19 protein-coding genes and 1 tRNA gene are annotated in these 26666 nt (G+C 60.7%); 4 read left to right on the forward strand and 16 right to left on the reverse strand.

Going from position 1 to position 26666, the window contains the following annotated elements:
* Positions 1–46: 46 nt before the first annotated feature.
* From gyrA to NXS98_RS01880, 6 genes are all read right to left on the reverse strand, one after another.
* Positions 47–2743 carry a DNA gyrase subunit A gene (gene gyrA, locus NXS98_RS01855; RefSeq protein WP_283846764.1) on the reverse strand — a complete coding sequence of 899 codons (2697 nt, stop codon included), beginning with the start codon at positions 2741–2743 and terminating at the stop codon, positions 47–49.
* A gap of 30 nt (positions 2744–2773) precedes the next feature.
* On the reverse strand, positions 2774–5320 hold the full coding sequence (gyrB, locus tag NXS98_RS01860) for a DNA topoisomerase (ATP-hydrolyzing) subunit B (RefSeq protein ID WP_283846765.1): 2547 nt from the start codon (positions 5318–5320) through the stop codon (positions 2774–2776).
* 332 nt (positions 5321–5652) lie between these two features.
* Positions 5653–8742 carry an efflux RND transporter permease subunit gene (locus NXS98_RS01865; RefSeq protein WP_283846766.1) on the reverse strand — a complete coding sequence of 1030 codons (3090 nt, stop codon included), beginning with the start codon at positions 8740–8742 and terminating at the stop codon, positions 5653–5655.
* Between the two features lie 8 nt (positions 8743–8750).
* On the reverse strand, positions 8751–10304 hold the full coding sequence (locus NXS98_RS01870) for an efflux RND transporter periplasmic adaptor subunit (RefSeq protein ID WP_283846767.1): 1554 nt from the start codon (positions 10302–10304) through the stop codon (positions 8751–8753).
* Entirely contained in the window at positions 10301–11548 is a 1248-nt protein-coding gene (locus NXS98_RS01875) for a TolC family protein (RefSeq protein ID WP_283846768.1), read from the reverse strand. The genes NXS98_RS01870 and NXS98_RS01875 overlap by 4 nt, the downstream gene beginning before the upstream one ends.
* Before the next feature lie 701 nt (positions 11549–12249).
* Positions 12250–13398 (reverse strand): acyl-CoA desaturase, encoded by a 1149-nt coding sequence (locus tag NXS98_RS01880; RefSeq protein WP_283846769.1) that lies wholly within the window; start codon positions 13396–13398, stop codon positions 12250–12252.
* A gap of 346 nt (positions 13399–13744) precedes the next feature.
* On the opposite strand from NXS98_RS01880, the gene NXS98_RS01885 reads away from it, so the two are divergent.
* Positions 13745–14143 (forward strand): hypothetical protein, encoded by a 399-nt coding sequence (locus tag NXS98_RS01885; protein ID WP_283846770.1) that lies wholly within the window; start codon positions 13745–13747, stop codon positions 14141–14143.
* Between the two features lie 134 nt (positions 14144–14277).
* On the opposite strand, the gene NXS98_RS01890 is transcribed toward NXS98_RS01885, so the two are convergent.
* Together NXS98_RS01890 and NXS98_RS01895 are read right to left on the reverse strand one after the other, a co-directional pair.
* Positions 14278–14354, reverse strand: a tRNA-Arg gene (locus NXS98_RS01890).
* Between the two features lie 172 nt (positions 14355–14526).
* Complete coding sequence (locus tag NXS98_RS01895; protein WP_283846771.1) at positions 14527–15063, reverse strand: tetratricopeptide repeat protein; 537 nt, start codon at positions 15061–15063, stop codon at positions 14527–14529.
* Positions 15064–15183: 120 nt separating this feature from the next.
* Between NXS98_RS01895 and NXS98_RS01900 the strand changes: the two genes are divergently transcribed.
* On the forward strand, positions 15184–16446 hold the full coding sequence (locus NXS98_RS01900; RefSeq protein WP_283846772.1) for an FAD-dependent monooxygenase: 1263 nt from the start codon (positions 15184–15186) through the stop codon (positions 16444–16446).
* A 32-nt stretch (positions 16447–16478) separates the two neighbouring features.
* Here the strand turns inward: NXS98_RS01900 and NXS98_RS01905 are convergent, their stop codons facing one another.
* The 8 genes from NXS98_RS01905 to waaF all read right to left on the reverse strand — a co-directional run bounded on the left by NXS98_RS01905 (position 16479) and on the right by waaF (position 24815).
* The gene (locus NXS98_RS01905; protein WP_283846773.1) at positions 16479–17462 is read right to left on the reverse strand and encodes a sugar phosphate isomerase/epimerase family protein; all 984 of its coding nucleotides are present in this window, start codon (positions 17460–17462) and stop codon (positions 16479–16481) included.
* Between the two features lie 118 nt (positions 17463–17580).
* A complete protein-coding gene (locus NXS98_RS01910; protein WP_283846774.1) occupies positions 17581–18333 on the reverse strand; it encodes an outer membrane lipoprotein-sorting protein in 753 nt (250 codons plus the stop codon).
* Complete coding sequence (gene lon / locus NXS98_RS01915; protein WP_283846775.1) at positions 18330–20723, reverse strand: endopeptidase La; 2394 nt, start codon at positions 20721–20723, stop codon at positions 18330–18332. The genes NXS98_RS01910 and lon overlap by 4 nt, the downstream gene beginning before the upstream one ends.
* Positions 20724–20769: 46 nt before the next feature.
* Entirely contained in the window at positions 20770–21174 is a 405-nt protein-coding gene (locus tag NXS98_RS01920) for an Hsp20/alpha crystallin family protein (protein WP_283846776.1), read from the reverse strand.
* A gap of 57 nt (positions 21175–21231) precedes the next feature.
* A complete protein-coding gene (locus NXS98_RS01925) occupies positions 21232–21441 on the reverse strand; it encodes a hypothetical protein (protein ID WP_283846777.1) in 210 nt (69 codons plus the stop codon).
* Between the two features lie 6 nt (positions 21442–21447).
* Positions 21448–22350, reverse strand: coding sequence for an MnmC family methyltransferase (locus tag NXS98_RS01930; protein ID WP_283846778.1), 903 nt, complete (start codon positions 22348–22350; stop codon positions 21448–21450).
* Between the two features lie 13 nt (positions 22351–22363).
* A complete protein-coding gene (locus tag NXS98_RS01935; protein WP_283846779.1) occupies positions 22364–23590 on the reverse strand; it encodes a 2,3-bisphosphoglycerate-independent phosphoglycerate mutase in 1227 nt (408 codons plus the stop codon).
* Between the two features lie 154 nt (positions 23591–23744).
* A complete protein-coding gene (waaF, locus tag NXS98_RS01940; protein WP_283846780.1) occupies positions 23745–24815 on the reverse strand; it encodes a lipopolysaccharide heptosyltransferase II in 1071 nt (356 codons plus the stop codon).
* Between the two features lie 189 nt (positions 24816–25004).
* Between waaF and NXS98_RS01945 the strand changes: the two genes are divergently transcribed.
* Positions 25005–25919 (forward strand): segregation and condensation protein A, encoded by a 915-nt coding sequence (locus tag NXS98_RS01945; protein WP_283846781.1) that lies wholly within the window; start codon positions 25005–25007, stop codon positions 25917–25919.
* A gap of 3 nt (positions 25920–25922) precedes the next feature.
* Entirely contained in the window at positions 25923–26654 is a 732-nt protein-coding gene (scpB, locus tag NXS98_RS01950) for an SMC-Scp complex subunit ScpB (protein ID WP_283846782.1), read from the forward strand.
* The last annotated feature ends 12 nt before the right edge of the window (positions 26655–26666 follow it).

Genomic DNA, 26666 nt, shown 5'->3' on the forward strand with positions numbered 1-26666 from the left:
GCCAGCCGTATGGGATTCGTGGGACGCGCCGCCGCCGTCAGTTGGCTCAGGCAGGCGGATTTTCTCCAGTACTTGCGGGCTGGCTGTTTTCGGCGGCTTCCTCGTCTTTCTCGCTGATTACCGGCGCAATGGCCTGCAGGATGTCTCCTTCCTCCAATTCAATCAGCTTCACGCCGCTGGCGTTGCGGCCGGTCTGGCGAATCTCCCGCACAAAAGTCCGCACCATTTGGCCTTTGGCCGTGATGAGCATGATTTGATCCTCGTCCCGCACCGTCAAGGCGCCCACCACGCGGCCGGTGCGCTCGGTGGTTTTCATGGTGATGATGCCTTTGCCACCCCGGCTTTGCCGGCGGTATTCCTCAAACTCGGTGCGTTTGCCCACGCCGTTTTCGCCGGCCACCAGGAGGGTGGCATCAGGAATGACCACGGCCAGGGCTACCACGCTGTCTTGCGGCTCCAGGCGGATGCCCCACACGCCCACCGCCTGCCGTCCCATAGGCCGCACGTCCTCCTCGTGGAAGCGTATGCTCATGCCGTCCGCGGTGATTAACACCACCTCGTTGTTTCCGTTGGTCAGTTTGGCGTCAATGAGCGTGTCATTTTCCTCAATTTGCAGGGCGATGATGCCGCCGCGGTGCACATGGGCAAACTCGCTCAGCGCCGTTTTTTTGACGATGCCCTTCTGGGTGGCAAAAAACACAAACTCCGGGGATTCCCACGTCAAATCCTCGCGGTTGGGACCGGTGCGCGATTGGATGCGAATGAGCGCGGCAATTTTTTCCTCCGGCCGCAGCTCCAGCAGGTTGGCAATGCTGCGGCCCTTGGCGGCGCGGCCCATGTCCGGAATTTCCAGCACCCGTTCCACATACACCCGGCCGGTGTTGGTGAAGAACATGAGGAAATCATGGGTGCTGGCAGTGAAGAGATGCTCGATGAAATCCCGGTCTTCCCCTTCCACCACCAAAACCTCGCGGGTGGCCATGCCAATGACGCCTTTGCCACCGCGGCGCTGGGCGCGGTAACTGGAAATGTTGGTGCGCTTGATTAGACCCTTGTGCGTGATGGTGATGATTACGCCTTCGTTGGCGACCAGGTCTTCAATGGCGATTTCCCCTTCGTCGGGCACCAGCTCGGTCAGGCGCGGCGTGGCATATTTGGCTTTGATGGCCTGCAGCTCGGCCTTGATGATGGCCATGACCCGCTCCTCGCGGGCCAGGATGTCCAGCAAATCTTCAATGTGAGCAATGAGCTTGCGATACTCGGCCTCCACCTTGTCAATCTCCATGCCGGTGAGCTGGTAGAGGCGCAAATCCAGAATCGCATTGACCTGCAATTCACTCAGGAGATAACGCCCGCTGGTCAGACGCGCCTCATTGCGGATGCGGATGCCATAGGCCTCGACCTGGGCACGTGTGAACTCGAAAGCCAGCAATCGGATGCGGGCCTCCTCGCGATTGGATGAACTGCGGATGATGCGGATGACCTCGTCCAGATTGGCCAGCGCCACCAGGTAGCCCTCGAGGATTTCGGCGCGCTCCTCCGCCTTGCGCAAATCAAAGCGGGTGCGGCGCAACACCACCTCGCGGCGGTGTTCAATGTAACAGGCGATGATTTCCTTGAGGTTGAGCGTTTTGGGGCGGCCCCGGTCAATGGCCAGCATGTTGACCGCGAAGCTGCTTTCGAGCTGCGTGAGCTGATACAGATTGTTGATGACCACCTTGGCCACCGCGTCCCGTTTCAGCTCGATGACCACCCGCGTGTTTTCATCGGATTCGTCCCGAATGTTGGTGATGTCGGTCAGCCCCGGCGTTTTTTCATTGACCAGCTCGGCAATGCGGGAGACCAGGGCGGCGCGATTGACGTTGAAAGGAATTTCCGTGATGACCAATTGCTCGCGGTTGCCTTTCAACTCCTCGATGCCGATCTTCCCACGGACTTTGACGCTGCCGCGGCCGGTGTGAAAATATTCTCTTATACCCTCCAGCCCGCAGACCATGCAGCCAGTGGGGAAATCCGGGCCGCGGATGTGGCGCATCAGCTCGGGGATGGTGATGGCGGGGTTGTCAATCTGGGCGCAGATGCCGTCAATGACCTCTCCCAGGTTATGCGGGGGGATGTTGGTGGCCATGCCCACGGCGATGCCGGTGCCGCCGTTGACCAGGAGGTTGGGAAACGCGGCGGGGAACACCGTCGGCTCCATGCGCGTTTCGTCGTAGTTGGGCACGAAATCCACCGTGTCCCGGTCCATGTCCTCCATGAGCACGGCGCCCAGCGGGGCCAGGCGCGCCTCGGTATAACGCATGGAGGCCGGCGGGTCGCCCTCCACCGAGCCAAAATTGCCCTGGCCGTCCACCAACCGCTCTCGCATGGCCCACGGTTGGGCCATGTGCACCAGCGTGGGGTAAATCGCCTGGTCGCCATGGGGATGGTAGTTGCCCATGGTTTCTCCCACGATTTTGGCACATTTGAGGTGCTTGCGATTGGGCAGCACGCCCAGCTCGTGCATGGCAAACAGGATGCGCCGCTGGGAGGGTTTCAGGCCGTCGCGCACATCCGGCAGCGCGCGCGAGATGATGACCGACATGGAGTAGTCGAGGAACGAGTTTTTGATTTCCTCGGCCACATTGATTTTGACGATTTTTTCGTTGGCGGCAAACAGGCTGCCCCCGCCGCTGGCGGGCGGAGCGGGAGTACTGTTGTCGTCGCTGGGGGGAGGTGTGGGAGGTTGCTCGGTGTCGGCCATAGCCAATGCCCATTGCTGCCGGTTGCGCCGTTAAATGTCCAGATTCCTCACATTCAAGGCGTTGTCCTCAATGAACTGCCGCCGCGGTTCCACTTCGTCACCCATGAGTTTGGTAAACATCTCCTCCGCCTCGACGGCGTCTGTCAAATCAATGCGCAGGAGCTTGCGGCGCTCCGGATTCATCGTGGTTTCAAAGAGTTCTTTGGGGTTCATTTCGCCCAGCCCCTTGAACCGCTTGATTTGCAGGCCGCGGCGCCCGACTTCTTTGACGGCGGTGAGAATCTCGGCGATGGAATACAGTGGTTTGACCGTTTCCTTCTCGCCCTCGCCTTCAATCAATTCAAACAGGGGCTGGTCCTGCGCGGCGTAGTGCTCAATTTTCAATCCCTTGCGCGTCAGGCGCGCCAGCAATTCCGCCACGCTCTTGCTCTCGTGCAATTCCACATGGGTGGCCCGCCGCGTGGGGCCGGCCTTGCGGGTTTCGCCTTCGCCGCCCGCGCCATTTTCCCGCCCGTTTTCAGGCTCGTCGTCGCCAAACAGGCCCAGGTCGGGGTTGGCCTCGGCGAAGGCGGCAAACTGGGCCTCGGTGACAAAATAATGCACGGTTTCCTGGTTGCCCTCGCGCACTTTGACCAGGTGATTGGGCAGTTCAAGCGTCTTCGGGTCGCGGGCTTCGAGGTATGCGGCAAAATCCCCTCCATGCCGGCGAATGGCGCGCGCATATTTGTCCAGCGTCTCCAGCAGCTCCAAAATTTCCGACAATTGCTTCTGGCTGAACTCGCGCTGGGTTTCCAGTTGCCGGAGGCGCACTTCATCGGTGCCGAGCGTAATCAGGATGCGATTCAGGGCGGCGTCATCCTCGACGTATTCCACCCGCTTCTTGCGGGTGATTTGGTACAGGGGCGGCTGGGCAATATAAACATACCCATGCTTGATGAGCTGCGGCATCTGCCGGTAGAAAAACGTCAACAGCAGGGTGCGGATGTGCGCGCCGTCCACGTCGGCATCGGTCATGATGATGATTTTGTGGTAGCGCAGTTTTTCCAGGTTGAACGCGCCTTCGCCTTCGCCATCGCCGATGCCGGTGCCAACGGCGGTAATCATGGTGCGTATTTCGGCATTCTGCAGCACCTTGTCCAGGCGGGCTTTCTCCACGTTGATGAGTTTGCCGCGAATGGGCAGAATGGCCTGAAACCGCCGGTCGCGCCCCTGTTTGGCCGAGCCGCCGGCAGAGTCGCCCTCGACAATGTACAACTCCGTGTTGGCCGGGTCACGATCGCTGCAATCCGCAAGCTTGCCGGGCAGCCCGCCGCCGGTCATGGCGGTTTTGCGCACCGCCTCCCGCGCCTTGCGGGCCGCCTCCCGGGCCCGGGCGGCATTAAGGCTTTTTTCGATGATTTTTTTGGCCACCGAGGGATTGGCGTCAAAGTAGGTCATCAACCCCTCGTAGGTGATGGTGGACACGATGCCCTCCACCTCGGGGGACAGCAGCTTGACCTTGGTTTGCGATTCAAATTTGGGGTCGCTGTGTTTGATGCTGATGACCGCCGTCAAACCTTCGCGCACATCATCGCCGGTGATTTGCGGGTCCTTGTCTTTGATTAAGTCATTTTGCCTGGCGTACTGGTTGATGGAGCGCGTCAACGCCGTGCGAAAGCCCGACAGGTGCGCCCCACCGTCCGGGTTGTGGATGGTGTTGGTGTAGCAGAGCACCTGCTCGGTGTAACTGTCATTGTATTGCAGGACGATTTGCGCGTGTACCTCCACCTCTTTTTCCGCGGTTTCCAACCGCGCCTGGCGGCTGATGCTGATGGGTTTGGGGTGCAGCGGGACCTTGCTTTTGTTGAGCTGCTTGACAAATTCCTCGATGCCGTCCTTGTAGTAGTACACCTCCCGCGCGCTGTTGGGTTTGCGCTCGTCGAGGAAGGTGATTTCCAAACCCTCATTCAGAAAGGCCAGCTCGCGCAACCGTTGCGAAATGATTTCGGCCTTGAACTCGGTGGTTTCCTTGAAGATTTCCGGGTCTGGCATGAAGGTAATCAGGGTGCCGGTGCCCTTGGCCTTGCCGATGACCTCCAGTTTCTTCACCGTTTTGCCGCGGGAAAATTCCATGTGGTGCACCAGCCCGCCGCGACTGACCTCCACCTTGAACCATTCGCTGACGGCATTGACGCATTTGGCCCCCACGCCGTGGGTGCCGCCGGAAAACTTGTAGCCGCCCTGGCCGTATTTGCCGCCCGAATGCAACGTGGTCAGCACCATCTCCACGCCCGGAATTTTGTACTGCGGATGAATGTCCACCGGGATGCCGCGGCCGTTGTCGCGGATGGAAATCGAGCCATCCACGTGGATGGTGACGTCAATGCGGCTGCAATGTCCGGCCAGGTGTTCATCCACGGAATTGTCCAGCACCTCCGACACGCAATGATGCAACGCCCGTTCATCGGTGCCGCCAATGTACATGCCGGGCTTTTTGCGCACCGCTTCCAGCCCTTCGAGCTTTCCTAATTTGGAGGCGTCGTAGGTTTCTTCCGCCGCAGGTTTGACGGCTTGTTCGTCGGCCACACTGGCACTCATAAAACGTTGCTTTACCCTGCTTTCGACAGGGTAATTTCAGGCGCCATCACCTGGGCTTGCGCAGGCGATGTCTCCCGTGTCCAAAGTGTATCAAAAAACAGGTTTATGACAATGTTAATTTAGGTGTAAAATTATGGCTCATGCCCCTACTAATAGTAGGATGCAAATGGCTCGCCAACAATAAGTTGTGGCCTTGGCATGGTGGCCCGATGGGTGGTGGTTTCTGTAATCAAGGCTGTCGCCAGCCCTGAAAATGCGCCGCTCTGGGGCGGCTCATGAAAACCACGCCTTCCAAAGCCAGCAGTGATCGCAAAATAAAAAATCAGGCAGGTTCAGCCCGCCGGGGAAAGGGTTGCCGGGTTTTGGCGTGGGGGGCAGAAAGTTGCGTAGAGCACCGGTAAAACGACGAGGGTCAACAGGGTGTTGGTAAAGATGCCGCCGATAACGACCGTGGCCAGCGGACGCTGCACTTCGCCCCCCACCCCCACGTTGATGGCCATGGGCAAAAACCCAACCGCTGCCACCAGTGCCGTCATCAACACCGGCCGCAAGCGCGCCAGGCATCCTTCGCGCACGGCCTGAGCCGGGGTCATGCCTTGCTCCCATTGTTGCCGGATGAAAGTGACCAAGACCAAACCGTTGAGTATGGCCACCCCGCTCAAGGCGACAAAGCCAATGCCTGCGCTCACCGTGAAGGGCATGTCCCGCAGCCAGAGGGATAAAACCCCGCCCACCGCCCCCAGGGGAATGCCCGTGGCCACAATCAGCACATCGCGCAGGGATTTCAAACTGAAAAAGAGCAGGATAAAAACCAGGGCCAGCGCCAACGGCACAACAAACATCAGCTTGCGATTGGCGCGCTCCATGTTTTCAAATTGTCCCCCCCATTCCATGGAGTACCCGGGCGGCAGCTTGATTTGGGCCTCCATGCTTTCCCGGGCCTCGGCCACGAAACTTTTTACGTCCCGGCCTTGGACGTTGCATTGAACGGTGATGCGGCGACGGCCCCATTCCCGGTTGATGGTGGAGGGGCCTTCTGTTTCGGTCAGATTCGCCAACTGTTGCAGCGGCAGCACCGGCCCGGCTGCGGTGGGGATTAACGTGGCGGCCAGCGCTTGGGGGTCCTGGCGTTGGGTGTCGGGCAGGCGGACAACCAGGGGGAAACGTCTTTGCCCCTCTCGAACTTCCCCCACACGCCGCGAGCCTACGGCCTCCACAACATTGAGTACGTGCCGGGCGGGCACGCCGTAGCGGGCCACTGCCTCCGGATTCACGCGCACCTGCAGGAAGGTCTGGCCGGTCAATTGTTCGACGGCAATTTCGCTGGCCCCGCGAATCCTGGCCAGCACGCTTTGCACCTCGTGGCCCAGCCGCCGCAATTCTTCCAAATCGTCCCCGTAAATCTTGATGGCCAGGTCGCCGCGCGCGCCGGCAATCATTTCATTCATGCGCATCTCGATGGGCTGGCTGAAGGCGGGCCGCAACCCCGGCACCTGGTTGAGCACCTCCCGCAGTTTTTCGATTAATTCCGCCTGGGTACGCGCCTTCTGCCATTGCTCCCGCGGCTTGAGCGCCAGGAAAAAGTCTGCCAGCTCCACCCCCATGGGGTCAGTGGCCACTTCTGCTGTGCCCAGGCGCGTCCAGACGTGCTCAATTTCGTCCGGAAACTCCGCCAGCAGTCGTTGTTCGATTTGGTGATTTTGGGCCACAGATTCATCCACCGAAATGCCGGCCAGCCGCACACTGGTGGCCACAATGGCGCCTTCCCCCAGTTTGGGCAGGAACTCGCCGCCCATGCGGGTGGCCAGCCAGGCGCCGCCGGCGACAATGGCTACGGCCATGGCCAGCACCAGGCCGCGATGCCGCAATGCGGCATCCAATACCGGCGCATAACACCAGCGCGCCGCCCGCACCACCCACGGCTCGGTGGTCTTCATGTGGCGGGACAGCAACAGACTGGCGAGCACCGGCATGAGCACCAGCGACAGCACCAGGGAACCCAGCAGCGCAAAAATCATGGTCAGCGCCATGGGACGGAACAACTTGCCTTCAATCCCTTCCAAGGTGAGCACCGGCAGAAACACCACCAGGATAATCAACTCGCCATACAACGTGGGCTGGCGCACTTCAAGGGCGGCTTCCCGAATCACCTCCATCCATGGGCGGTCCTGGTGACGGGCGGCGTGGCGCGCACAATTTTCCACCATGATGACCGAACTGTCCACAATCAGGCCGAAGTCTATCGCGCCCAGGCTCAGCAGGCTTGCGGCGATGCCCGTTTGCAGCATGAGATTACCCGCGAAAAGCATGGATAGCGGAATGGCCGCCGCCACAATCAAGCCCGCGCGCAGATTACCCAGGAAGGCAAACAACACCGCGATGACCAGCAGTGCCCCCGCCAGCAGGTTGTGCTGCACGGTGTGAATGACTTTGTCCACCAGTTCCGTCCGGTCGTAGAGCACTTCCAATTTAACATCGGGCGGCAGCGATTTTTGCACTTCGGCCAGCCTGGCCTTCAAGGCGCGGGTAACCACCGCGCTGTTTTCTCCCATCAGCATGAAACCCAGTCCCAGCACCGCCTCCCCGCGGCCATTGGCGGTCACCGCGCCGCGGCGGATTTCGTGATCCTCCTTCACCATCGCCACGTCTCCCACCCGCACCGGTGTGCCATTGAAGCTGGCAATCACGATGTTGGCGATTTCCTGCGCATTGGTGGTCAATCCCACTCCATGCACCAACAGGGCTTCGCCGCTGCGCACAATCTGGCCGCCGCCTACATTCTGATTGTTGGCCTGCAGCGCCGTGAACAGGTCTTCCAAGGTTAACCGGTATTTGATGAGACGCTCGGTTTCCACCACCACATGGTATTGTTTTTCATAGCCGCCCCACGTGTTGACTTCGGCCACGCCGCGCACTTTGCGCAATTCAGGTTTGATTACCCAATCTTGCAGAATCCGCAATTCGGTGAGGGTCCGGTTGGTGTTTGTGGACCAGACCAGGTAATGGAATACTTCACCCAGTCCCGTGGCGATGGGACCCAGTTGCGGACGCTCCAAGCTTTCCGGCAGCTCGACGGTTTGCAGGCGCTCGGTGATTAATTGGCGCGCTTTGAGAATGTGGATGCGGTCGTCAAAGGTGGCCACCACTTGCGAGAGGCCAAACCGGGAAAGGCTGCGCACATTTTGCAAGCCAGGCAGCCCGCTGATGGCCAGCTCCACCGGGATGGTGATTTGCGCCTCCACCTCGTGGGGATTGAGGGCGGGCGCCGTGGTATTGATTTGCACCTGCACCGGAGTGGTGTCGGGGAAGGCGTCAATGGGGAGGAGGGTTAAGTTGCGAATGCCCACGGCCACCAGCACGCCAGCCAGCACGCACACCAGCAGCCGGTTCCTGAGCGAGGCGCTGATAATCCAGTTCAACATATGGCCCCTTAATCATCCGCACAGCCTGCGCCCAAGCGGGAAATCAGCATGGCCGATTTCAGGGCGAAAGCCCGGTTGACGGCTACCGGCTCATGAGGCTGCAATCCAGCGAGAACTTCCCGGTATCCGCCGGTGCCCACGCCCAGGACCACGGGCCGAACTTCAAAGAGGTCCTCCGCCCGTTGAACAAACACCAGAGGTTTGCCTTCCAGATATTGAATGGCGTCACGGGGCACCAGCACGGCGCCCTCCGTGCGGCGCACCACAATGCGCGCGCGGGCAAACATTTTGTCCTTGAGGAGCCCGTCGGGGTTGGGAAATTCGGCTTTGGCGCGGGCCATGCGAGTGCGTTCATCCAACGCCGGCCCCACCCAGGTCAGCCTGCCCTGAAACACCCGTCCCGGCAGAGAGTCCACCTGCAATTCCACGGTTTGGCCGACTTTGACCGGCGGGAGGGCGGCTTCCGGCACTTGCAGCATGGCCCACATGGTGGTGGTGTCGGCGAGGCTGAACAGCGGTTTGCCAGCCTCCACCAACGCGCCGCGCACGACCATGCGTTCGATGATTTCTCCGGCAAACGGTGCGCGCACTTCCAGGAGCACTTTTTCCAGCGGTTGCCTTCCCACTTCGTCAATTTGTTGTTCCGTGAACCCCAGAGTCCGTAATTGCTGGCACACGGCCTGGTGGGCGGCTTCGGCCTCGTCCAACGCGGCTTGCGAGGTGACGCGGCTGGCCCGCAACTTGCGTTCTCGTTCCAGGGTCTGATGCGACAACACCGCTTTGGCCACCGCTTCGGCAATGGCCGCGGACCAGATTTTGGCCAGGGTCTGTTTTTCCTCCACGCGCGCGCCAAGCTCCGCCTCCACGGTTTGAATGATGCCTCCCACGGGAGCGACAATTTGGGCCAGCCGGTTTTGGTTGAAGACCACTTCCGCCAGGCACTCAACGCCGTCGGTGACGGTGCCTCGTTGGGGCGCCGCAGTTTGCAAGCCCACCATCGCCATGGACTGGGCGGAGGGGAGGCGAACCTTTAGCCCTTCGCCGGGTTGCAGGCGTGCCACGGCTTCCGGGCGGCAGACCGCGCATTCGGCTTCTGGCACGCTATGTTCATGGCACATCAACGCGGCACTGGTGGCCGGCTTTGGCGATGATTTTTGTTTCAGCTCGGGATGGCAGAGGAAACATTCATCCTCGTAGAGCGAGTGTTCTTTGCACCAGAGCCGCTGCTTGTCCTGGGCCTCAGGATGACACAGCCAGCAACGGTCCTCGTAGCGGTTGTGTTCGTTGCACCACAGCCGGCCCGGCTCGCGCAGGCGGGCATCGCAAATGAAACACCATGCTTTGGGGGCGTTGTGCGCGGCGCAACGCGCCCCGGCAGGCGATGTCCCGTCCGCCGGCCGGCTGGTGGGCGGACGCTGCACCACGCCATGTTGATGGCCGGCGTGGTCCTCTCCTTCAAGGTCGGTGCGGCTGTCCTGTTTTTTGCACCCGGTCCACATGGCCAGCGTGACCATAACAACCAGCGCAACAGGCTGAATCTTTCCAAGACAATCAGTTTTCATAGGCTTTTATCAGAGAGGGACGGCAGAATGGGCTGCGGCTGCAGCAAGGCTTCCAATTCAGCCCGGGCCACATTGAGTTCAAGCAATTTTTGCCAGTAGGCCAGCCGTGCCTCGGCAGCCGTCCGCTGGGTATCCAGCAAATCCATAAAATTGAATTTGCCTTCCTCGAATCCGTTTTGAACCAGGCGCAGCGCCTCCTCGGCTTTGGGCAGCAGGCGTTCCCGATGGCGGGCTACCTGGGCGGCGGCGGTGCGGTAACGTTTCAAGGCATTGGCCAGCTCCTGTTGTAAAAGTTGTTGCACGTGGTGCAGCTCGGCTTCCGCCATTTTCACCTGAGCCAGCGCCTCTTGTTGTTTGCCCCTGCCCCGGTCAATGAGCGGGAGGGGGAAGGAGATGCCCAATTCAATGATTCCGTGGTCGGATTCCCCAATGCGTCCGCCTCCCAACGCCAATTTAATATCCGGGTAGGGCTCCAGGCGCGTGCGCCGATGAGCCAGCCTGGCCCGGTCCAAATGAGTTTGCGCGGCCGCGGTGCTGGGATGCCGTGCGAGCCAAGCCGGGTCCTCGGGCGTCAAGGCAAGATCATCGGCCACCTCAGCCAGGGTGCCGGTGAAAGTGGCATCTTTTAATTCCGGATGCCCCAGCAACGTGGCCAGGCGCTGCCGGGCCATTGCCCATTCACGTTGAAATTCCCCCACCTCGGCGGTGGCCTGTTCCAGTTGTACCTCTGCGCGCAGTTGCTCCTGATAAGCTGCCGCGCCGGCCTCGACCCGCCGTTGGGCGGTGGCGGCGGAAGCTTCGGCCACCGCCAACAACTGGGTGGATACTCCGAGCAGCCGCTCCAGCGCCAAAACGCGATAAAAACCGATTTTGACGTCACGTACCAATTCCGTCCGACGTAGTGCCAGCTCTGTTTCGGAAAGTTTGACCTCCGCCCCTGCGACTTGTTGGTCCAGCGACTTTTTACCGGGGTAAGGCAGGGTTTGAGCAATGGCGAGGGTGTGTTTGGCGTCGGAAAAGCCCCGCCCGCGTGTGATTGGCCATTCTTCTGTTTTGATCTCCAACTCGGGGTTGGGCCACTTCCTGGCCTGCTCGACGCGGCCAAGGGAGGCCTCCGCGCGCGCACTGGATGCGCGCAAAGAGGGATTATTGGCAAGTGCCAGCCGGATGGCCTCTTCCAGCGTCACATTGTTTGTGACCACCACCAGCGGCGCCGGGGCGGCCAGGGTCACGGCTCCCGCCATAACCCAACAGACTGCCCAGGTTGGCCAACGCCGTTTTTCAATCTGCCCAATCCTTCGCATAGTCCAATAACCATGGTTTTCGTCCCTTTACTTAAAGGCTGACTCAAGAAAGCCGTGCGGGCACACCGCACTCGCAGGAATAATTTAAGAAGGCCGTGTCAGCCTAAACGAACCGCATTCCATTGTTCAGGCGACAACGGAAGGAGCCCGTGGGGGCCAGGCCGCGCGAAGATAGAATTGCCAGCTTGGCAGAAGTCCGGGAGGAGGTTGGCCGGTCAGGCGGCAAATTTTTGCGGGCACCGTTATCGTCCGGTCTGAGGGGAGCGGCAGCAACGCCAGGGACAACTTCGGCTGGGGCACCAGGTCCCTGTGCTCCTCAATGCGGTACTTGGCCTTTTCCACGGCACAACCGTCGCTTTGACAATCCGGCGAGGCGGGTGAGGGAGCGCATTCTGAATCAACGAAACAGCAAGTCTTGAGAAAACTGAACCCAGGCACCGCTTCCAGAACACAATGCATTGCTGCCAGCACATACGCCGCCAGCATCAACGCCGCCCAGGTTCTGGTGAGCTTGCTCACAGGGTTAAAATAGCCTCGAAAATGGAAAATACCAACCTTATTCACCAAGCTGGCTGCGCGGCCGGGCGGCAGGGACAAGCCTTGCTATTACACAAGGGTGTGGAGCCAAGGAGCAGGTGTCATCAGGCCAGCGCATTCTCTACATGCGCATAGGCCTCCTGCCATTCACGTATGGCGGAACGCAGGGCCGCAGTCGCTTCGCGGAAATCGCGCTGGATGAGGGCCCACCTCTCGCGGGAGGAAGCCAGCCGGTTTTGCAAGGCCTGGCGGTATTCAATTTCCCTGGCCTCCCATCGAGCAAAGGTCTCTTGCAGGCGGACCTTGGTGGCCTGTAAGCGCGGGAGGGCGGGATGGACCTTGGGGGCGATGGCGGGATGAAGTCGAGATTCCAACCGCCGTTGTTTTTCTTCTATCTCCGCCAGCAGGATGCGTTCTGCTGGCACGCGGCGCAGGTCGGAAGCCAGGCCCAGGCGGGCCAGCAACCAGATGGTCCATTTGGTGGGATCAAACTGCCACGGTTTTACGCCGTTGCGGTAGTCGTACTGAAAGGCATGGTGGTAGTTGTGATAACCCTCGCCAAAAGTGAAAAAGGCCATGATGGCGCTGTCCTTGGCGGTATTGCGGCTGGAATAAGGCTGCCGTCCGATGGTGTGGCAGAGGGAATTGATGAAGAAGGTGAATTGCTGCACCGCCACGATGCGGGCCACGCCCCCCATTAAAAAACCGCCCAACGCGCCCGGCCATCCGGCCCACAGGCCGCCCAGGACTGCCGGCAGCAGCAAACCGCAGACTCCGGCGATGGCGAGATAGTGTTGGTGTTGCCAGCGCACCAGGGGATCGGCCTGCAGGTCTTTCACATTGTCCAGATTTGTGGCTGGCTCCATTTTGAAAAGTATCCACCCAATGTGCGCGTGCCAGAAACCCTTGGAAATATCATAAGGGTCGTCATCACTATCCGTGTGCTTGTGGTGTCGCCGATGGTCGCTGGCCCAGCAAAGGGCGCTGTTTTCAAACGCCGCCGCGCCAAACACCAGCGTTGCCAGACGCACCGGCCAGGCGGCCCGAAACGAGCGGTGGGAAAAGAGACGATGATATCCCAAGGTGATGCTCAGGCCGGTGGCGCTGAAAAACACCAGAAAAAGAGCGGCTTGGTACCAATCGAGTCCGTACTGCCACAGGTAAATCGGCAGGCCAACCAGTGCCAGAACAATAAGAGACATCAAAAACACGCTGTTACGCCAATTCACCCGATCCCATGGAATGCTTGTCATGATCAAAGTCCTACAGTATAGCATTGCTTGTCTGCTGGCGCAAAAAATCGAGGATTCATTGGCTTTTTACGTCTCGCAAATGGGTGCACCGAGGCGAAGAGGCCAATTGTTGAGTAAACCAAACCGCCACTTGCTCTCATGAGCCCATGCAGTTTGGTGGCGTTCATGCCCCTCCTGTCTCGATGCAGGGCATGGTGATGCTCCGACAATATCAATTCCAGTGGTCCGCTTTTATCAGACCGCTTCCTTTTTCCCTACCATCCACCTAGAATCTGCGTCCGGGGTCTGCTCCTTCAGCAACTTGTTGGGAGTTGAGGTGTGGTTAATAATGGCAGGTATGAATAATATGAAACCCAAACAACCCATAGCCGCCCTCCTGGGCGGATTACTTATACTCGCCGGATTGGCGTCGCTGGCGCTGCCCTTAAAATGGGTCGGCGTGATTCCCGCCATGATTGGCGGCTCGCTGCTTTATTTAAGTTACCGCCCCGGTCGAGGCGCCACGATGCTCTTCGGGCACGCCTGCCTGGTGACGGGCTGCCTGCTGGTGACTTGGGGGATTTACCTGCTGCCGCATTCCGAACCCAAGCTGCTGCATATTTTGGGACGTCCTTTATTTTGGGGGCTGATTTCCATCTTTGGGGGCATCTGCGCCAACTACCACGGCTTCTGTCGCTGCGTGGGCGCGGCAGACGCCAAATCGGCCTGTAGTGAAACGCCGCGATGTTCTGCCCACAGAACCTGAAAAGCGCAATGTGTTCACCGGCACCCAGATGGGGGAACGGGTTGGCCAGCCCCAACCGAGGCATAAGTATTGGCAAAACCACGTTTCCCGTCAGGCAGGCTGGTTGAATGTGTGACGCAAATCCTTTTGATTTATGGCGCGTCCGGCAGGACTCGAACCTGCAACCTTCTGATCCGAAGTCAGAAGCTCTATCCAATTGAGCTACGGACGCCCACCCTCTAGGGGAGAGGCAGCATTTCCGGTTTCCTAACTCGGCCTAAAAATCCCGCAAATGGGGCGGGAATGCAATGGCAAAAGCCACACTTTCTGCAAATCCGAATTCAAAATCGGCCGAAACGGCTCCGTTGGACTTGTGCGATAGTGTCCCCGGTGAATGATAGGGCTTATGCTTTGCCTTTTTTACCGGGGATTTGGGTGAGGGTCCGTATTTTGGGCCACAACGGGCGCAAATCGTCATCCTTGAGGGCCATGGAGGTCAGGTGGGTGGCGTCTTCGGTCAAGCGAAAGGCGCGGAGCAACCAATCCCAGGCCTCCTCCAGTCGGCCCAACTGGGCAGCGTAGCAGGCCAGGTTATAGGGCACGATGTCCAGCTCCGGGAAAAGCCGGGCTGCGGGCAGGAGGGCGTGGAGGGCTTTTTCCAGTCCGCCCCCTTTTACGCGGCGCAGGGCATAGGCCTGATGGATGTAACCAGCCGGTTCAATGGGGTCCGCCTGGATTTGCTGCCGGGCGAGTGCAAGGGCTGTTTGCCAATCCGCCAATTCGTGAGCGATGCGCCACTGCAGTTCGAGGATGACCGGATGCTTTTGCGCGCCAGGGGAAAGCCGCTCCAACTCGGCTTTGGCTTCGTGGGCATTGCCCAATTCCAGCCAGCCGAGGGCGGCGTTTGCCAGGAGGGCGTCAGCCGGGTCCAGCGACTTCATGTTGATATACCATAAGCTGGCGCAGCGGGAAATGCAAAGGGGGGCGGGGCGGCTTGGTGGTTGAATGTTTGGTGATATATTGAGGTGGAAGGGTAGTGAGCAACAGCCAATCATTCACATATGCGCAAATACGAACAAACGGATGTTCTGGTGGTCGGGGCGGGGCCGAGCGGCATGGTCGCGGCATTGACGCTGGCCCGGGAAGGGGTGCCGGTCATGGTGGTGGACCAGGAATGGCGGCGCGCGGCTCGTAGTTATGCCTGCGCTTTGCATGGGCGCACCCTGCGTTTGCTGGCCGAACTCGGGTTGGGCGGGGAATTATTGAGCGCCGGGTGGCGCATTGAGCGACAGGTGTTCTACCTGCGCCATCAGAAAGTGGGCGAAGTGCGCCTGGACCAGTTGGGCGGCGGCTATCCTTACGTTTTAGTCATACCCCAAAGCGAGCTGGAGGGGCTGCTGGAAAAGGCGTTGCGACAGATGTCTCATGTGCAGTTGCTGTGGAATCATCGGCTGGCCAGCCTGGTGCCCGAAACCACCGAAGTGCTCAGCACGGTCGAAAAACTGGCGGAAAGCGCCACCGGTTACATCGTTCCGACCTGGGACTGGGTGGTCAAGGAGAGCTTTTTGAATCACGCCAATTATGTGGTGGGCGCCGACGGGCAACATTCTTATGTGCGGCGGGCCATGGGCATCGAGTGGCAAGCCGGGGCAGCGCCCGAGACGTATGAAATATTTGAGTTTATTCTGCCCTCCGAGGCCGGTCATGAGGCGTTGGTGGTGTTGGAAGAAAACGGACTTTCCTATTATTGGCCCCTGGGGCCGGACCGTGGGCGGTGGGCTTTTTCCAAAAACTCGCGGGCGGAGGAGGAATTTCAGCCCAAGTTGCGCGAGCCGGTTCAGGTGGTGCATCGTGGCCCGCAGGATGTGCTGGTCGGGCAACTCAGCGAGCGGCTCAAGCAGCGGGCGCCTTTCTTCAAAGTCGAACCCCAAGAGGTGGTGTGGCATGGGCAGGTGCGCTTTGAACGCCGCGTGGCGAGGCGTTTTGGGGTGGATCGTTGCTGGTTGGCGGGCGATGCGGCCCACCAAACCGGGCCGGCGGGCATGCAAAGCATGAATGCGGGATTGTGGGAAGCGCATGATTTGGGCCGGCGTCTGGCGCGGGTCTTGCGGCAGCAGGGCGGCAGGGAATTGTTCGAGGAGTATCACCAGCAACACCAGCGCGCTTGGCAAGCTTTGTTGGGGTTGCAAGGAGGATTGCAATGCGGGCCCACGGCGGAGGCCTGGGTTACTCAGCACCTGCCGCGTCTGCAGGCTTGTTTGCCGGCTCTCGGCGAGGACCTGGGGCATCTGGCCACCCAACTAGGCCTGGTGTGGCACGGCTGAACGCCCGCCGTCCAAGTTGGCCAGCGAAGGAACTAATCCAGCAAGGCAAAGGCCTTTTTCATGGCAGCCGCCACGGCCGCGCAGGCGGCGTCATTGTCCAGGTCATTCAGGGCCTGGTTGAAGGGTTCAGCGCGCACCGGGCCATCGTAGCCGATGTTTTGCAGGGAGTTCAAAAAATCCCGCACCGGTATGACCCCGGTGGCCATGGGCAACTCTCGCCGTCCATCCTGTTGTTGCTCAATGGCGAGGCCGGCGGGCGCGTCGTTCAAGTCCACCGAGACGACGTCGCTGTTTTTCAACTTGAGCAGGTCGGCAGCGGTTTCTCCAGCCTGCCACCAGTGCCAGCTATCCAGAATCACGCCGACATTGGGCTCGCCGATGTCCCGAATCAAGGCCAGGGTGTCCCGCAAGTTATAGAGAAAGACCTGCCGGTTGCCCGCGCGGGCGCTGCGCGTGCCCACGTATTCCAATCCCAGGCGCAGGCCATGGTCGCGCAAAATGCGCGCGCCCTCCCGCAGGCGCGTGACATGGCGGGACCAGTTTTCCTCGCGGTTCAGGGTGGCATGGGTGGGCGAAAGCCATGTGCCCATGCGCTCCACCCCTGCGCGTTGCAGGGCAGCGGCGGTTTTGGGCAATTCTTTGAGACTGGCCTGGTAGGCGGCGTCATCTCCGCGAAATTGCAACGGGAAACCGGCCGCCGCCCAGGCCAACTGGCGTGCCGCCATGTCCTCGCGCAAGGTTTTCAGCGCCTCGTCCGAAAGCCCGGCCAAATAACTGGCGTAAGGCTCGACGGCTTCAAAGCCGTGCTTGGCTGCCAGTTGAATGGCTTCGATTTGATTGGCACGCACTCCAATGCTGCCGGGGGTCAGAGCCATCCGCATTTTACGGCGGGTTGGGGCGTTTTCAGCGGCCTGCAACCTGGGGAGGGTTGCGCCCATGGCCAGGAGGCTGCTGAGCATCAACCAGCGCCGGCGTGAGACACCAGGCATGGTCTCAATCAATGGAGTGGGCTTCATGGTTGAAGTATTCCCATTTCTTCTAGGGATGACAAGCCCATCCAGCGCGTGCTAACGCCGCCAAGCGCGTTCAAAACAGGATGCCCCTTGAGAAAAAGGCGAAGTGCCCTGTGCCAGGTCAGGGCTGGCTGACATCGAAAACCAGGCGCGTGCGGCTGCGGCTTTGCACGTTGCGCATTTCCATTTCTTCGAGGCGATACTGGCCGGCAACTTTTTTGAAGCTGTTCAGTTCAAATTCCTTCAGCAGCCTGCCCTGGGCGTCATAAGCCTGGGCGCGCAGGATGCCGCCGGTTTCGTTGTCAATCCACGAGACCACGCGGCTGTAACCCAGGGAGGCATCGCCGGGGCCGGGGCGGCTTTCGAGGACGCGGCAGGGGCGGCTCATGGTCATTTCCTTGCGCAGCAGTTTTTGGTCGCGCCAGCGCAGAAATTCCAGGCCAAGGTCGCCAATGAAAAAATCCGAGCCGGCAAAAACCTCCGTGGGGGTAATGGCGGTGTTGGTTTGTGTGAAAGTGTGACTGCCGGGCGCTGCCGTGACCAAGACATAGAGGTTGGGGGCGTTGGGGGACCGATGAATGAGCAACTGGCGGGGCGGCAGGTTGGAATCGCCGCCCACGGTTTGATAAACACTGGTCCAGCGAGGCTGGCCCGGGATGACTTTGAATAAAAAAGGAATCTCGCGCGCGGGCTGGCCGCGCTGGCGGATGACCACCTTGCCCGTCATTTCCACCGGTTCCTCCGGACTCAGGGCGCACAAGTCGGCGGCCAGAGCCTGGCCGGCGGCGGGGTCCGGGGCGGCGGTTGAAGGCAGACCCCCAGGGAGCAGCCACAACAGCAGCAGAGGGAAGATGCGCAGGGGCGGAAAGTTCATCGGGCACGGAGGGCAAGGCGAATGAGTTCATCCACGTGCCGGACAAAATGCACCTGCAGCCGGCGCCGCACTTCCTCGGGCACTTCGCTCCAGTCACCACGGTTTTCCTCGGGCAGCGCCACCTGTTTCAGGCCGGCCCGCGCGGCGGCGAGCACCTTTTCTTTGACCCCGCCCACCCGCAGGACGCGCCCGCGCAGGCTGATTTCGCCGGTCATGGCCAGGTCAGAGCGCACCCGGCGCTGGCTGAGAAGGGAGGCCAGGGCCACGGCAATGGTGGCGCCGGCGCTGGGGCCATCCTTCGGGGTGGCTCCGGCAGGCACGTGCACATGAATGTCCCATTTGTCATGATCATCCAGCTTCCATCCCCATTTGGCGCTTTGGCTGCGCAGATAACTCAGCGCGGTTTGGGCGCTTTCTTTCATGACATCCCCCAGCGAACCGGTGAGCAGCAGCTTGCCGCTGCCGGGCATGCGCGTGGCTTCGATGTAAAGCACATCGCCGCCCACCGGCGTCCAGGCCAGCCCAATGGCAATGCCGGCATCGCTGATTTTTTCCGTCTGGTCCTTCAAAAACTTGGGCGGCCCAAGATGGCTTTCCAGGTCCTGGGGTTTGATGATGATGCGCGGGCTTTGACCGTTATTTTCCACCAGCCGCCGGGCCGATTTGCGCAGGAGGGAGGCCATTTCGCGTTCAAGCTGGCGGACCCCCGCCTCGCGGGTGTAATCGCTGATGATGCGCTTGATGGTGGGGGCGGGGATGGAGACCTGCCGGGGAGTAAGGCCGTGCTCCTCCATTTGCCGCGGCAGCAAATGGCGGCGGGCGATTTGCAGCTTCTCCTCCGCGGTGTAACTGGGCAGGTTGATGACTTCCAACCGGTCGCGCAGGGCGGGGTGCACCGGTTCCAGCCAGTTGGCGGTGGTAATGAACAGCACCTGCGAGAGGTCGAAGGGCAAATCGAGGTAGTTATCCGTGAACGTGTTGTTTTGTTGCGGGTCCAGCACTTCCAGCAGCGCTGAGGCCGGGTCGCCGCGGAAATCCGCCCCCACCTTGTCCAATTCATCCAGCAAAATGACGGGGTTGCGGGTCTCAACGCGGCGCAGGCATTGGATGATGCGGCCGGGCATGGCGCCCACGTAGGTGCGACGATGGCCGCGGATTTCGGCCTCATCATGCATGCCACCCAGCGCGATGCGGGCAAACTTGCGGCCCAAGGCATCCGCCACACTTTTGCCCAGCGAGGTTTTTCCCACCCCGGGCGGCCCCACCAGACAGAGGATGGGGCCTTTGATTTCCCGTTTGAGCTTCAGGACAGCCAAAAACTCCAGCAAACGTTCTTTTACCTTTTGCAGGCCATAATGCTGGGCGTCCAGCAGTTGGGCGGCTTTATCCAGGTCAAATTGGTCCTCGGTGGTCCGGGCCCACGGCAGCGCCAGAATCCAGTCCAGATAATTGCGCGAGACGGTGTACTCGGCGACGTTGGGAGGGATTTGCTGCAAGCGCTCCCATTCCTTGAGGGCCACTTTTCGCACTTCTTCCGGCAGGGGGTCCTTTTCGATGCGCTCGCGCAGTTGGTTTAATTCGGTGATTTGGGGGTCGCTTTCCCCCAGCTCGCGCTGGATGGCGCGGATTTGCTCGCGCAGGAAATAATCGCGCTGCGACTTGGCCATGCTGGAGGCCACTTCATTCTGGATTTTGGTGCCCAGGGCAAGCACCTCCAGCTCGCGCTGCATCAGGGGCAGCAGGAAGGTCAAGCGGTCTTTGACCACCGGCTTTTCCAGCAATTGCTGGCGGTCTTGCAGGCTGATGTTGAGCGTGGGGGCAATCAAATCGGTCAGCGGCCCCGGCTCATGCGTGTTCAGGGCGGCCACCTTGACCTGTTCGCTCAAGGCTGGCGAAAGTTTGATGATTTCCTGGAATCTGGCCTGGACATTGCGCACCAGCGCCTCCATTTCCACGGAGTTCTCGGACTGGTCCTTGAGCAATTCCACCCGGGCCTTGAGATAGGGCGCATGGGCTACATATTCCACCACCCGAAATCGCCGCAGCCCCTCCACCAGCACGCGGACGGTATTGTCCGGGAACTTGAGCATTTTGAGCACCCGCGCCGCGCAGCCGAAGCGGAACAAATCATCAGGGCCTGGCTCCTCCAAGTCGGGTTTGTGCTGGAGAATCAACCCCAGAAAACGGTCGCCCCCCACCACGTCATCAATGAGTTTGATGCCTTGGGCGGATTCCACCAGCAGCGGCGCCACCATGCCGGGGAAAAACACAATGTCCGCCAGCCCCATGATGGGCAGAATGTCTGGCAAGGTTTTTCCCGTGGGCCGGGTGGCGGTGGTTTCTCCGCCTTCAGTCAGAATCGAGATGAACTCTGTATCGGGTGTTACCATGGCCCTGTTACCGCCCCCTGCCGCCCCGCCTAACCCTCACCCGTAATCAGGAACCGCGTCCGGAGGAGGAGTGTCCGTTGCGCTCGGTTTGTTGGAGGGGGATGTCAATCCGCAAAAATCCGTTCACGTAGGCGGCTGTGGCGCGGCTCAAGTCATAACCGCTGGGGATTTCAATCACATTCTCAAACCGCCCGTAGTTGATTTCCATGACGAGGAAGTTGCATTTGGGAGCGCGGCAGCCGTCGGGGCGGTCGCCGCTGATGCGCAGGCGGTTTTCCTCGACCGTAAGCGACAAATCCTCCCGGCGCATGCCGGCCAGCTCCACTTTGATGACCAGCCCTTCGTCGGTGGTATATACATCGGTGTTGGGCACCCAATCGCCCTCGCCCAAGGCGGGGTCCGTGCGCGCCGCATTGCGCGCAAAATGCACCGACGACTTAATCCTATGCATACGATGACACCGTGGATACTTTACTCCATGACTCGCCCCGGCTCAAGCGCAGGTTTTTCATGCGGCGGGAGGTTTCAACTGGACGGAGACCGGGCCGTCCTTGGAGGCGCGCAGATGCACGTTCATGGGGCGGGCGGCGCTGTCGCGACCCCCGCAGCAATGGCCGCAGGCCGGTCCCTTGCCATGGGCGCGGCGCCACCAGCGCCATCCCAAGGCCATGACGGCCAGAGCCACCAGGCTCAGCGCGGCAATTTCCTGACCCTGCATCACTCTTTACAATACGCCTGACTGGCCGGTGTGCAAGGGCTGAAATTGCGGATGCGCCTGGAGTTTTTCCCAGGTTGCGGAAGAAATCCGCTGTCGGTGGTAATGCGGGCCTTGGAGCGGCTCAGCACAGGTGGAGCGTTTGGCCCGTGCCAGCCAGGACGGGGGAAGGGGGCGCTCCACCAGCTCCAGATGCGTGGCGGCCAGGGTGGTTTCCTCTTTTTCGCCGGTGGCGCAACCTGTGCCCACAAAAAAGCCCGCCAGGAGCCAGGTGACCCGCAGCATGGTGCTGCGGGAATAGGTGGCCATGGCGCAGGGCCGCCCCGGGTCCAACAAGGAATGCAGCCTTTGAAACAGGGGCAGGGTCCACATCTCCGGGTTGCGAGCGGGCGAAAAGGGATCGTAGAGGATTAAATGCGGCTTGGGCCAGGAAGCGGCGTGCGGCCCGCCAAGCAAGGCGGGGAAATCGCCCACGCGCACCTCCCAAACCACCCGCATGGCTTGTGCTTGAAACACGGCATGTTGCTGCTTCCCAAGCTGGCTCAGCAGCGGTTCCCACCCGCGCGGATAGCCCAGCTCGGTGGCATGGGCAAGGGCAAATTGCAGGGGCTCCAGCGTGCAGTCAAAACTGAGCAGCCGCAAGGATGAGGGAATGGCCCGGGCGGCAGCCAACACCGCGAGGGCATTGGCGGCGCCGCCCAGGCCGACATCCCAGACCACAAATTCGCCCTGATGCGCCGCCAAACGTTCCGCGAGGCGCATTTGTTGCACGTACAACGCCTGCGCCTCGGCGGCCGGTCCGATGACCGGGTGGAAGGTTTCGCCCGCCGCCCTGGCCCGGATGCTGCATACGCCATTGGACAGGCGCACAATTTCGTAATCCGTGGCCATGGCCGCGGTTGGGCTGCGCATGGGGGAGCGCCGTTCAGGCGCCGAACTTGTCAAACATGCGGGCGTTGGCTTGCAGCAAACGGATGAGGTACTTGGCCTCAAAGACTCCCAGCGAACCTTGATTGGCGCCGGTTTCGGTGAACCGCTGCAGTTTGTCCGAGCCGCTGTAAGCAGAATGAATCAGCACCGGCTGCGGGTGCCAGGAGTGCGCCTTCAACGCGCACGGCGTGGAATGATCGCCCGTGATGCACAGCACATCCGGTTTTTTCTCCAACAGAATGGGCAGGGCAGCGTCAAATTCCTCAATGGCCTTCTTCTTGGCCTCGAAATCGCCGTCCTCACCGTATTTGTCGGTGTATTTGTAGTGGATAAAGAAGAAATCGAAGTTGCTGTATTCCGCCTGATAAGCGCGGAATTGCTCGGCAATGGTTTGCGGGCCTTCAAGCTTCTTCATGCCCACCAGTTGCGCCAGCCCTTTATACATGGGATACACGGCCAGGCAGGCGGGCTTGAGGAGGTAGCGCTCCTCAAAGAGCGGAATTTCCGGTTGATGGGCGATGCCGCGCATCAGGAAGCCGTTGGCTGGTTTTTCATTTTGCAGGATGGGCAGGGCAGCCTTGTAGAAATCGGCCACCAGTTTGGCCATTTTCTTTTGTTTGGCGTTGGCGGGGTCGCGGGGTTTGACTTGCGGGATGGGGAAGCCTTCACGGTTGGGGTCGGCATCGGTCAGCGGCCCTTCCAGCCCTTTGCCGCGGAAAACGACCACAAAGCGATGTTCCTTGCCGGCTTTGATAATCACTTCCGTGTCCCCAATTTTTTTCACCTTGTCGGCGAGCATCTTGCACAGGCGCTCGCAGGTTTCGGTGGGGATGCGGCCGGCGCGGCGGTCGGTGACGATGCCTTTGGCATCCAAGGTGGCGAAATTGGCCCGCGCGCAAACATCCCCCGCCTTCAATTCCACGCCCAGCCCCAAGGCCTCAATGACGCCGCGGCCCACCTGGTATTCCAGCGGGTCATAACCAAAGAGCGCCAGATGGCCGGGGCCGCTGCCAGGGGTGATGCCCGGCGCCACCGGAATCATGCGGCCCTGCGCGCAGCCTTGGGCCACCAAAGCGTCCAGATTGGGGGTCCGGGCGGCTTCCAACGGCGTCATTTCCCCCTGGTTTTTAGTGGCCAGGTCGCCCAGACCGTCCAGCACCACCAGCGCGATTTTGGCATTGGTTTTGAGCGTCAGCTCCGAATATACAGCGTCAAGATTCATAGTCGTGATTCTTCCTGATGCTTCCGCTCCGTGGGGAAGGGAAGTCATCATGATTCAGTGCCATTGTTAACACCCTTGTGGTCGCGGGTGCAGGTTTCGCCCCGTGCGCCACCCTTCGCGCGATAATGCGGCCTTGAGCGATGGTGTCAATGGATTATTGGGGCGCGGATGGCCACGACAGTTGCCACCGGCTGTCCGAAGGAGGCCGGGCCGTGGGCAACAGCGACAATACTTTAGCCAGCACGGCGGACGGCGTAAGCGCCGTGAGACACTCGAGTGCGGGCTGGCGGACACAATAATCCTTCATGCACGGCACACAGGGCAGGGCCAGTTGCAGGGTGTTCTGAAGCTGTCCGTAAGGGCCAGTGCGGGCGGGTTCCGTCGGCCCAAACAAAGCTACCACCGGCGTGCGCAGAGCCGCGGCCATGTGCATGGGACCGGTGTCATTGGTTACCACCACGGAGGCCAGCCGAAGCCATTCCACCGTTTCCGGGAGGGTGGTTTGCCCTGCGAGGTTCAGGCAGCGCCCTGGCGCGGCATCCGCGATGACCCGGCCCAGCGGCGCGTCTGCCGCCGCGCCGAGCACGACCAGATGCAGGGTGGGGTGGGCGGCCATAAGTTGGCGTGCCAGGGTGGTGAAATGTTCCAGCGGCCAGCGCTTGTTGGGCCAGCGCGCGCCCGGGGCCAGGGCCACCCACCGTTTGCCCTCAGGATGCCATCTTTGCTCAATGGAGCGGTGGGCCGCAAAGCGGGGGGGCAGCCAGTTGAAAGGCAGGGTCACCGGCACCTTCAGACGCTGCAGCACCGCCAGGTACCACTCCACCGCATGAGCTTGGGGGTGCGGGCGGGGCACGCGCAAATCATAAAAGCCGGGGGCGCCTTCGCGGTGGTCTTCCAGCCCCACCAATAAATTGCCATTGGCCAGCCAGGCAAACAGTCCGCTGCGGGCCAGGCTTTGGAGGTCAATGACCCAATCAAAGCGGCGGGCGCGCATCTGTTGGATGGTGTCCCACCACGCCCCCCAGCCGCGGGGCGTGCGCCAGCCTTGGCGGTCAAAGCGGTAAATGCCGGTTAAATCCGCATCTCCTTCCAGCAAAGGCGCATAGTCTTTTTCAATCCACCACCAGATTTCCGCGTCTGCACGCCAGCGCTTGAGGAGGCGCAGCACCGGCAACGCCTGCACCACATCGCCCAGCGAGCTGGGCTTGAGCAGTAGAATCTTCACGCGAACCCTTCCCCGGGATTGAGCGAGAGCGAGAGGGAATAATCCAGAAAAAAATCCACCGCCAGTGCGGGAATGGCCCATCGGCAGGCCTGGCCTGGATTGGGAAAACCCTTTTTCCGCGTTGCCAAAAGGGCAGGGGGGCTTCTAGGATGATTCCACCCGCTGGCCTGAGCGACGCGGGCGGGCACCATGTCAGATTACCGTGTCAAATTTGAGGTGTTTGAAGGTCCCTTGGACCTCCTTCTCTATTTAATCAAGAAGGAGGAGGTGGACATTTACGAGGTCAATCTGACCAAACTGGCCACCCAGTTTATCGAATACATCGAATTGATGCGGATGCTGGACTTGGAGGTGGCCGGTGAGTTTCTGGTCATGGCGGCCACCCTCATGTACATCAAAAGCCGCGAACTTCTGCCCAAGGACCAGCAGGTGACCCCGGAGGGCGAGGAAGACGAGGAGGACCCCCGGTGGGAGCTTATCCGCCAACTGGTGGAGTACAAAAAATTCAAGGATGCTGCCGCGCAGTTGCAGCAACTGGAGATTGCCCGGGAGAATACTTTTGTCCGCACTCCGGCCCACATCGAGCTGGAAGCGCCCGCGCCGCGGCGGGGCGAGGTTTCGATTTTTGATTTGCTCAATGCCGTGAATGCGGTGTTGAAGCGGTTTGCCGAACGGCAGCAGGCCACGGATATCCATGATGACCCCTGGACGGTCAGTCAGAAAATTGACTATCTGCATCAGCGGTTGAAGGAAACCCCCGTCCTGCGTTTTTCGGAATTATTCGCCGCCGCGCTGACGCGTGCCGAGGTCATTGTGACATTTCTGGCCTTGTTGGAACTGGTTCGCCTGCGAGCCGTGCTGGTGACGCAGACCGAAGACTTTGGGGAAATTGAAATCACCCGCGCTCCTGAACCCACGCCGCTGGAGGAGGCGCAGGAATTAAAGGCCAAAGCCGAGGAGCTGGCCGTGGCTCCGGATACACCTCTTCCGCGGCCGGTCACCGCGACGCATTCGGCCGATGCTCCCACCGTGGTGGTCAAAGTCCAACCGCCCGAGGCGCCGGGGACTGAGGCTCCCGCCTCTGCGCCGCCCAATCATTCGTAACGCATGGAACTCAAGGACATTCTGGAAGCTTTGTTGTTTAACGCTCAAAAGCCGCTTTCGCCGGCCGAGCTGCGGGCGATTTTGTTGACCACCGCCGAGCAGGCGGAGGAGCCGGAAACCCGCGCTTTTAAGAAAGCGCCGCTGGAGAATATCGAAGCAGCGCTGGAACAGTTGGAGCGGGAACATCGGGAGGCGGGGCGGACCTTCAGACTGGCTTGTGTGGCAGGAGCCTGGCAGTTTGTCACCCAACCGGAGTATGCCCCCTGGTTGCGGACATTGGTGGGCCAAAAAATGCGCCCGCCGCGTCTTTCGCAGCCGGCGCTCGAAACCCTGGCCATCATCGCCTACCGGCAACCGGTGACCCGAGCGGAAGTGGAGCAGGTGCGCGGGGTGGCGGTGGATGGGGTCATGCAAACCTTGCTGGAGCGCGGGCTGGTGGAGCAGGTGGGCCGGGCCGAGGCGCCGGGCCGCCCGGCCTTGTATGGCACCACCCCCCAGTTTTTGGAGTATTTTGGCCTGGCGCGGCTCGAGGATTTGCCGGCGGCCGATGAATTGCGCCGCCTGCCGGTGCCCAAGCCCGAGGCGCTGCTCACCGTGGACCCGGGACTGGCCACCGCGCCGCCTGAACAATTAAATTTGCCGGTGAATGCAGAGGCTCCGGCTGCAACGCCCGGCCCGGAGTCCGCCGCCGCGCCAGCGGCGGAGAGCGCCCCGCCCAAACCGGAATCCCCTTAATGGCCCGCCCTT

The sequence above is a fragment of the Fontisphaera persica genome, assembly GCF_024832785.1.
Classification (GTDB): Bacteria; Verrucomicrobiota; Verrucomicrobiia; order Limisphaerales; family Fontisphaeraceae; genus Fontisphaera; species Fontisphaera persica.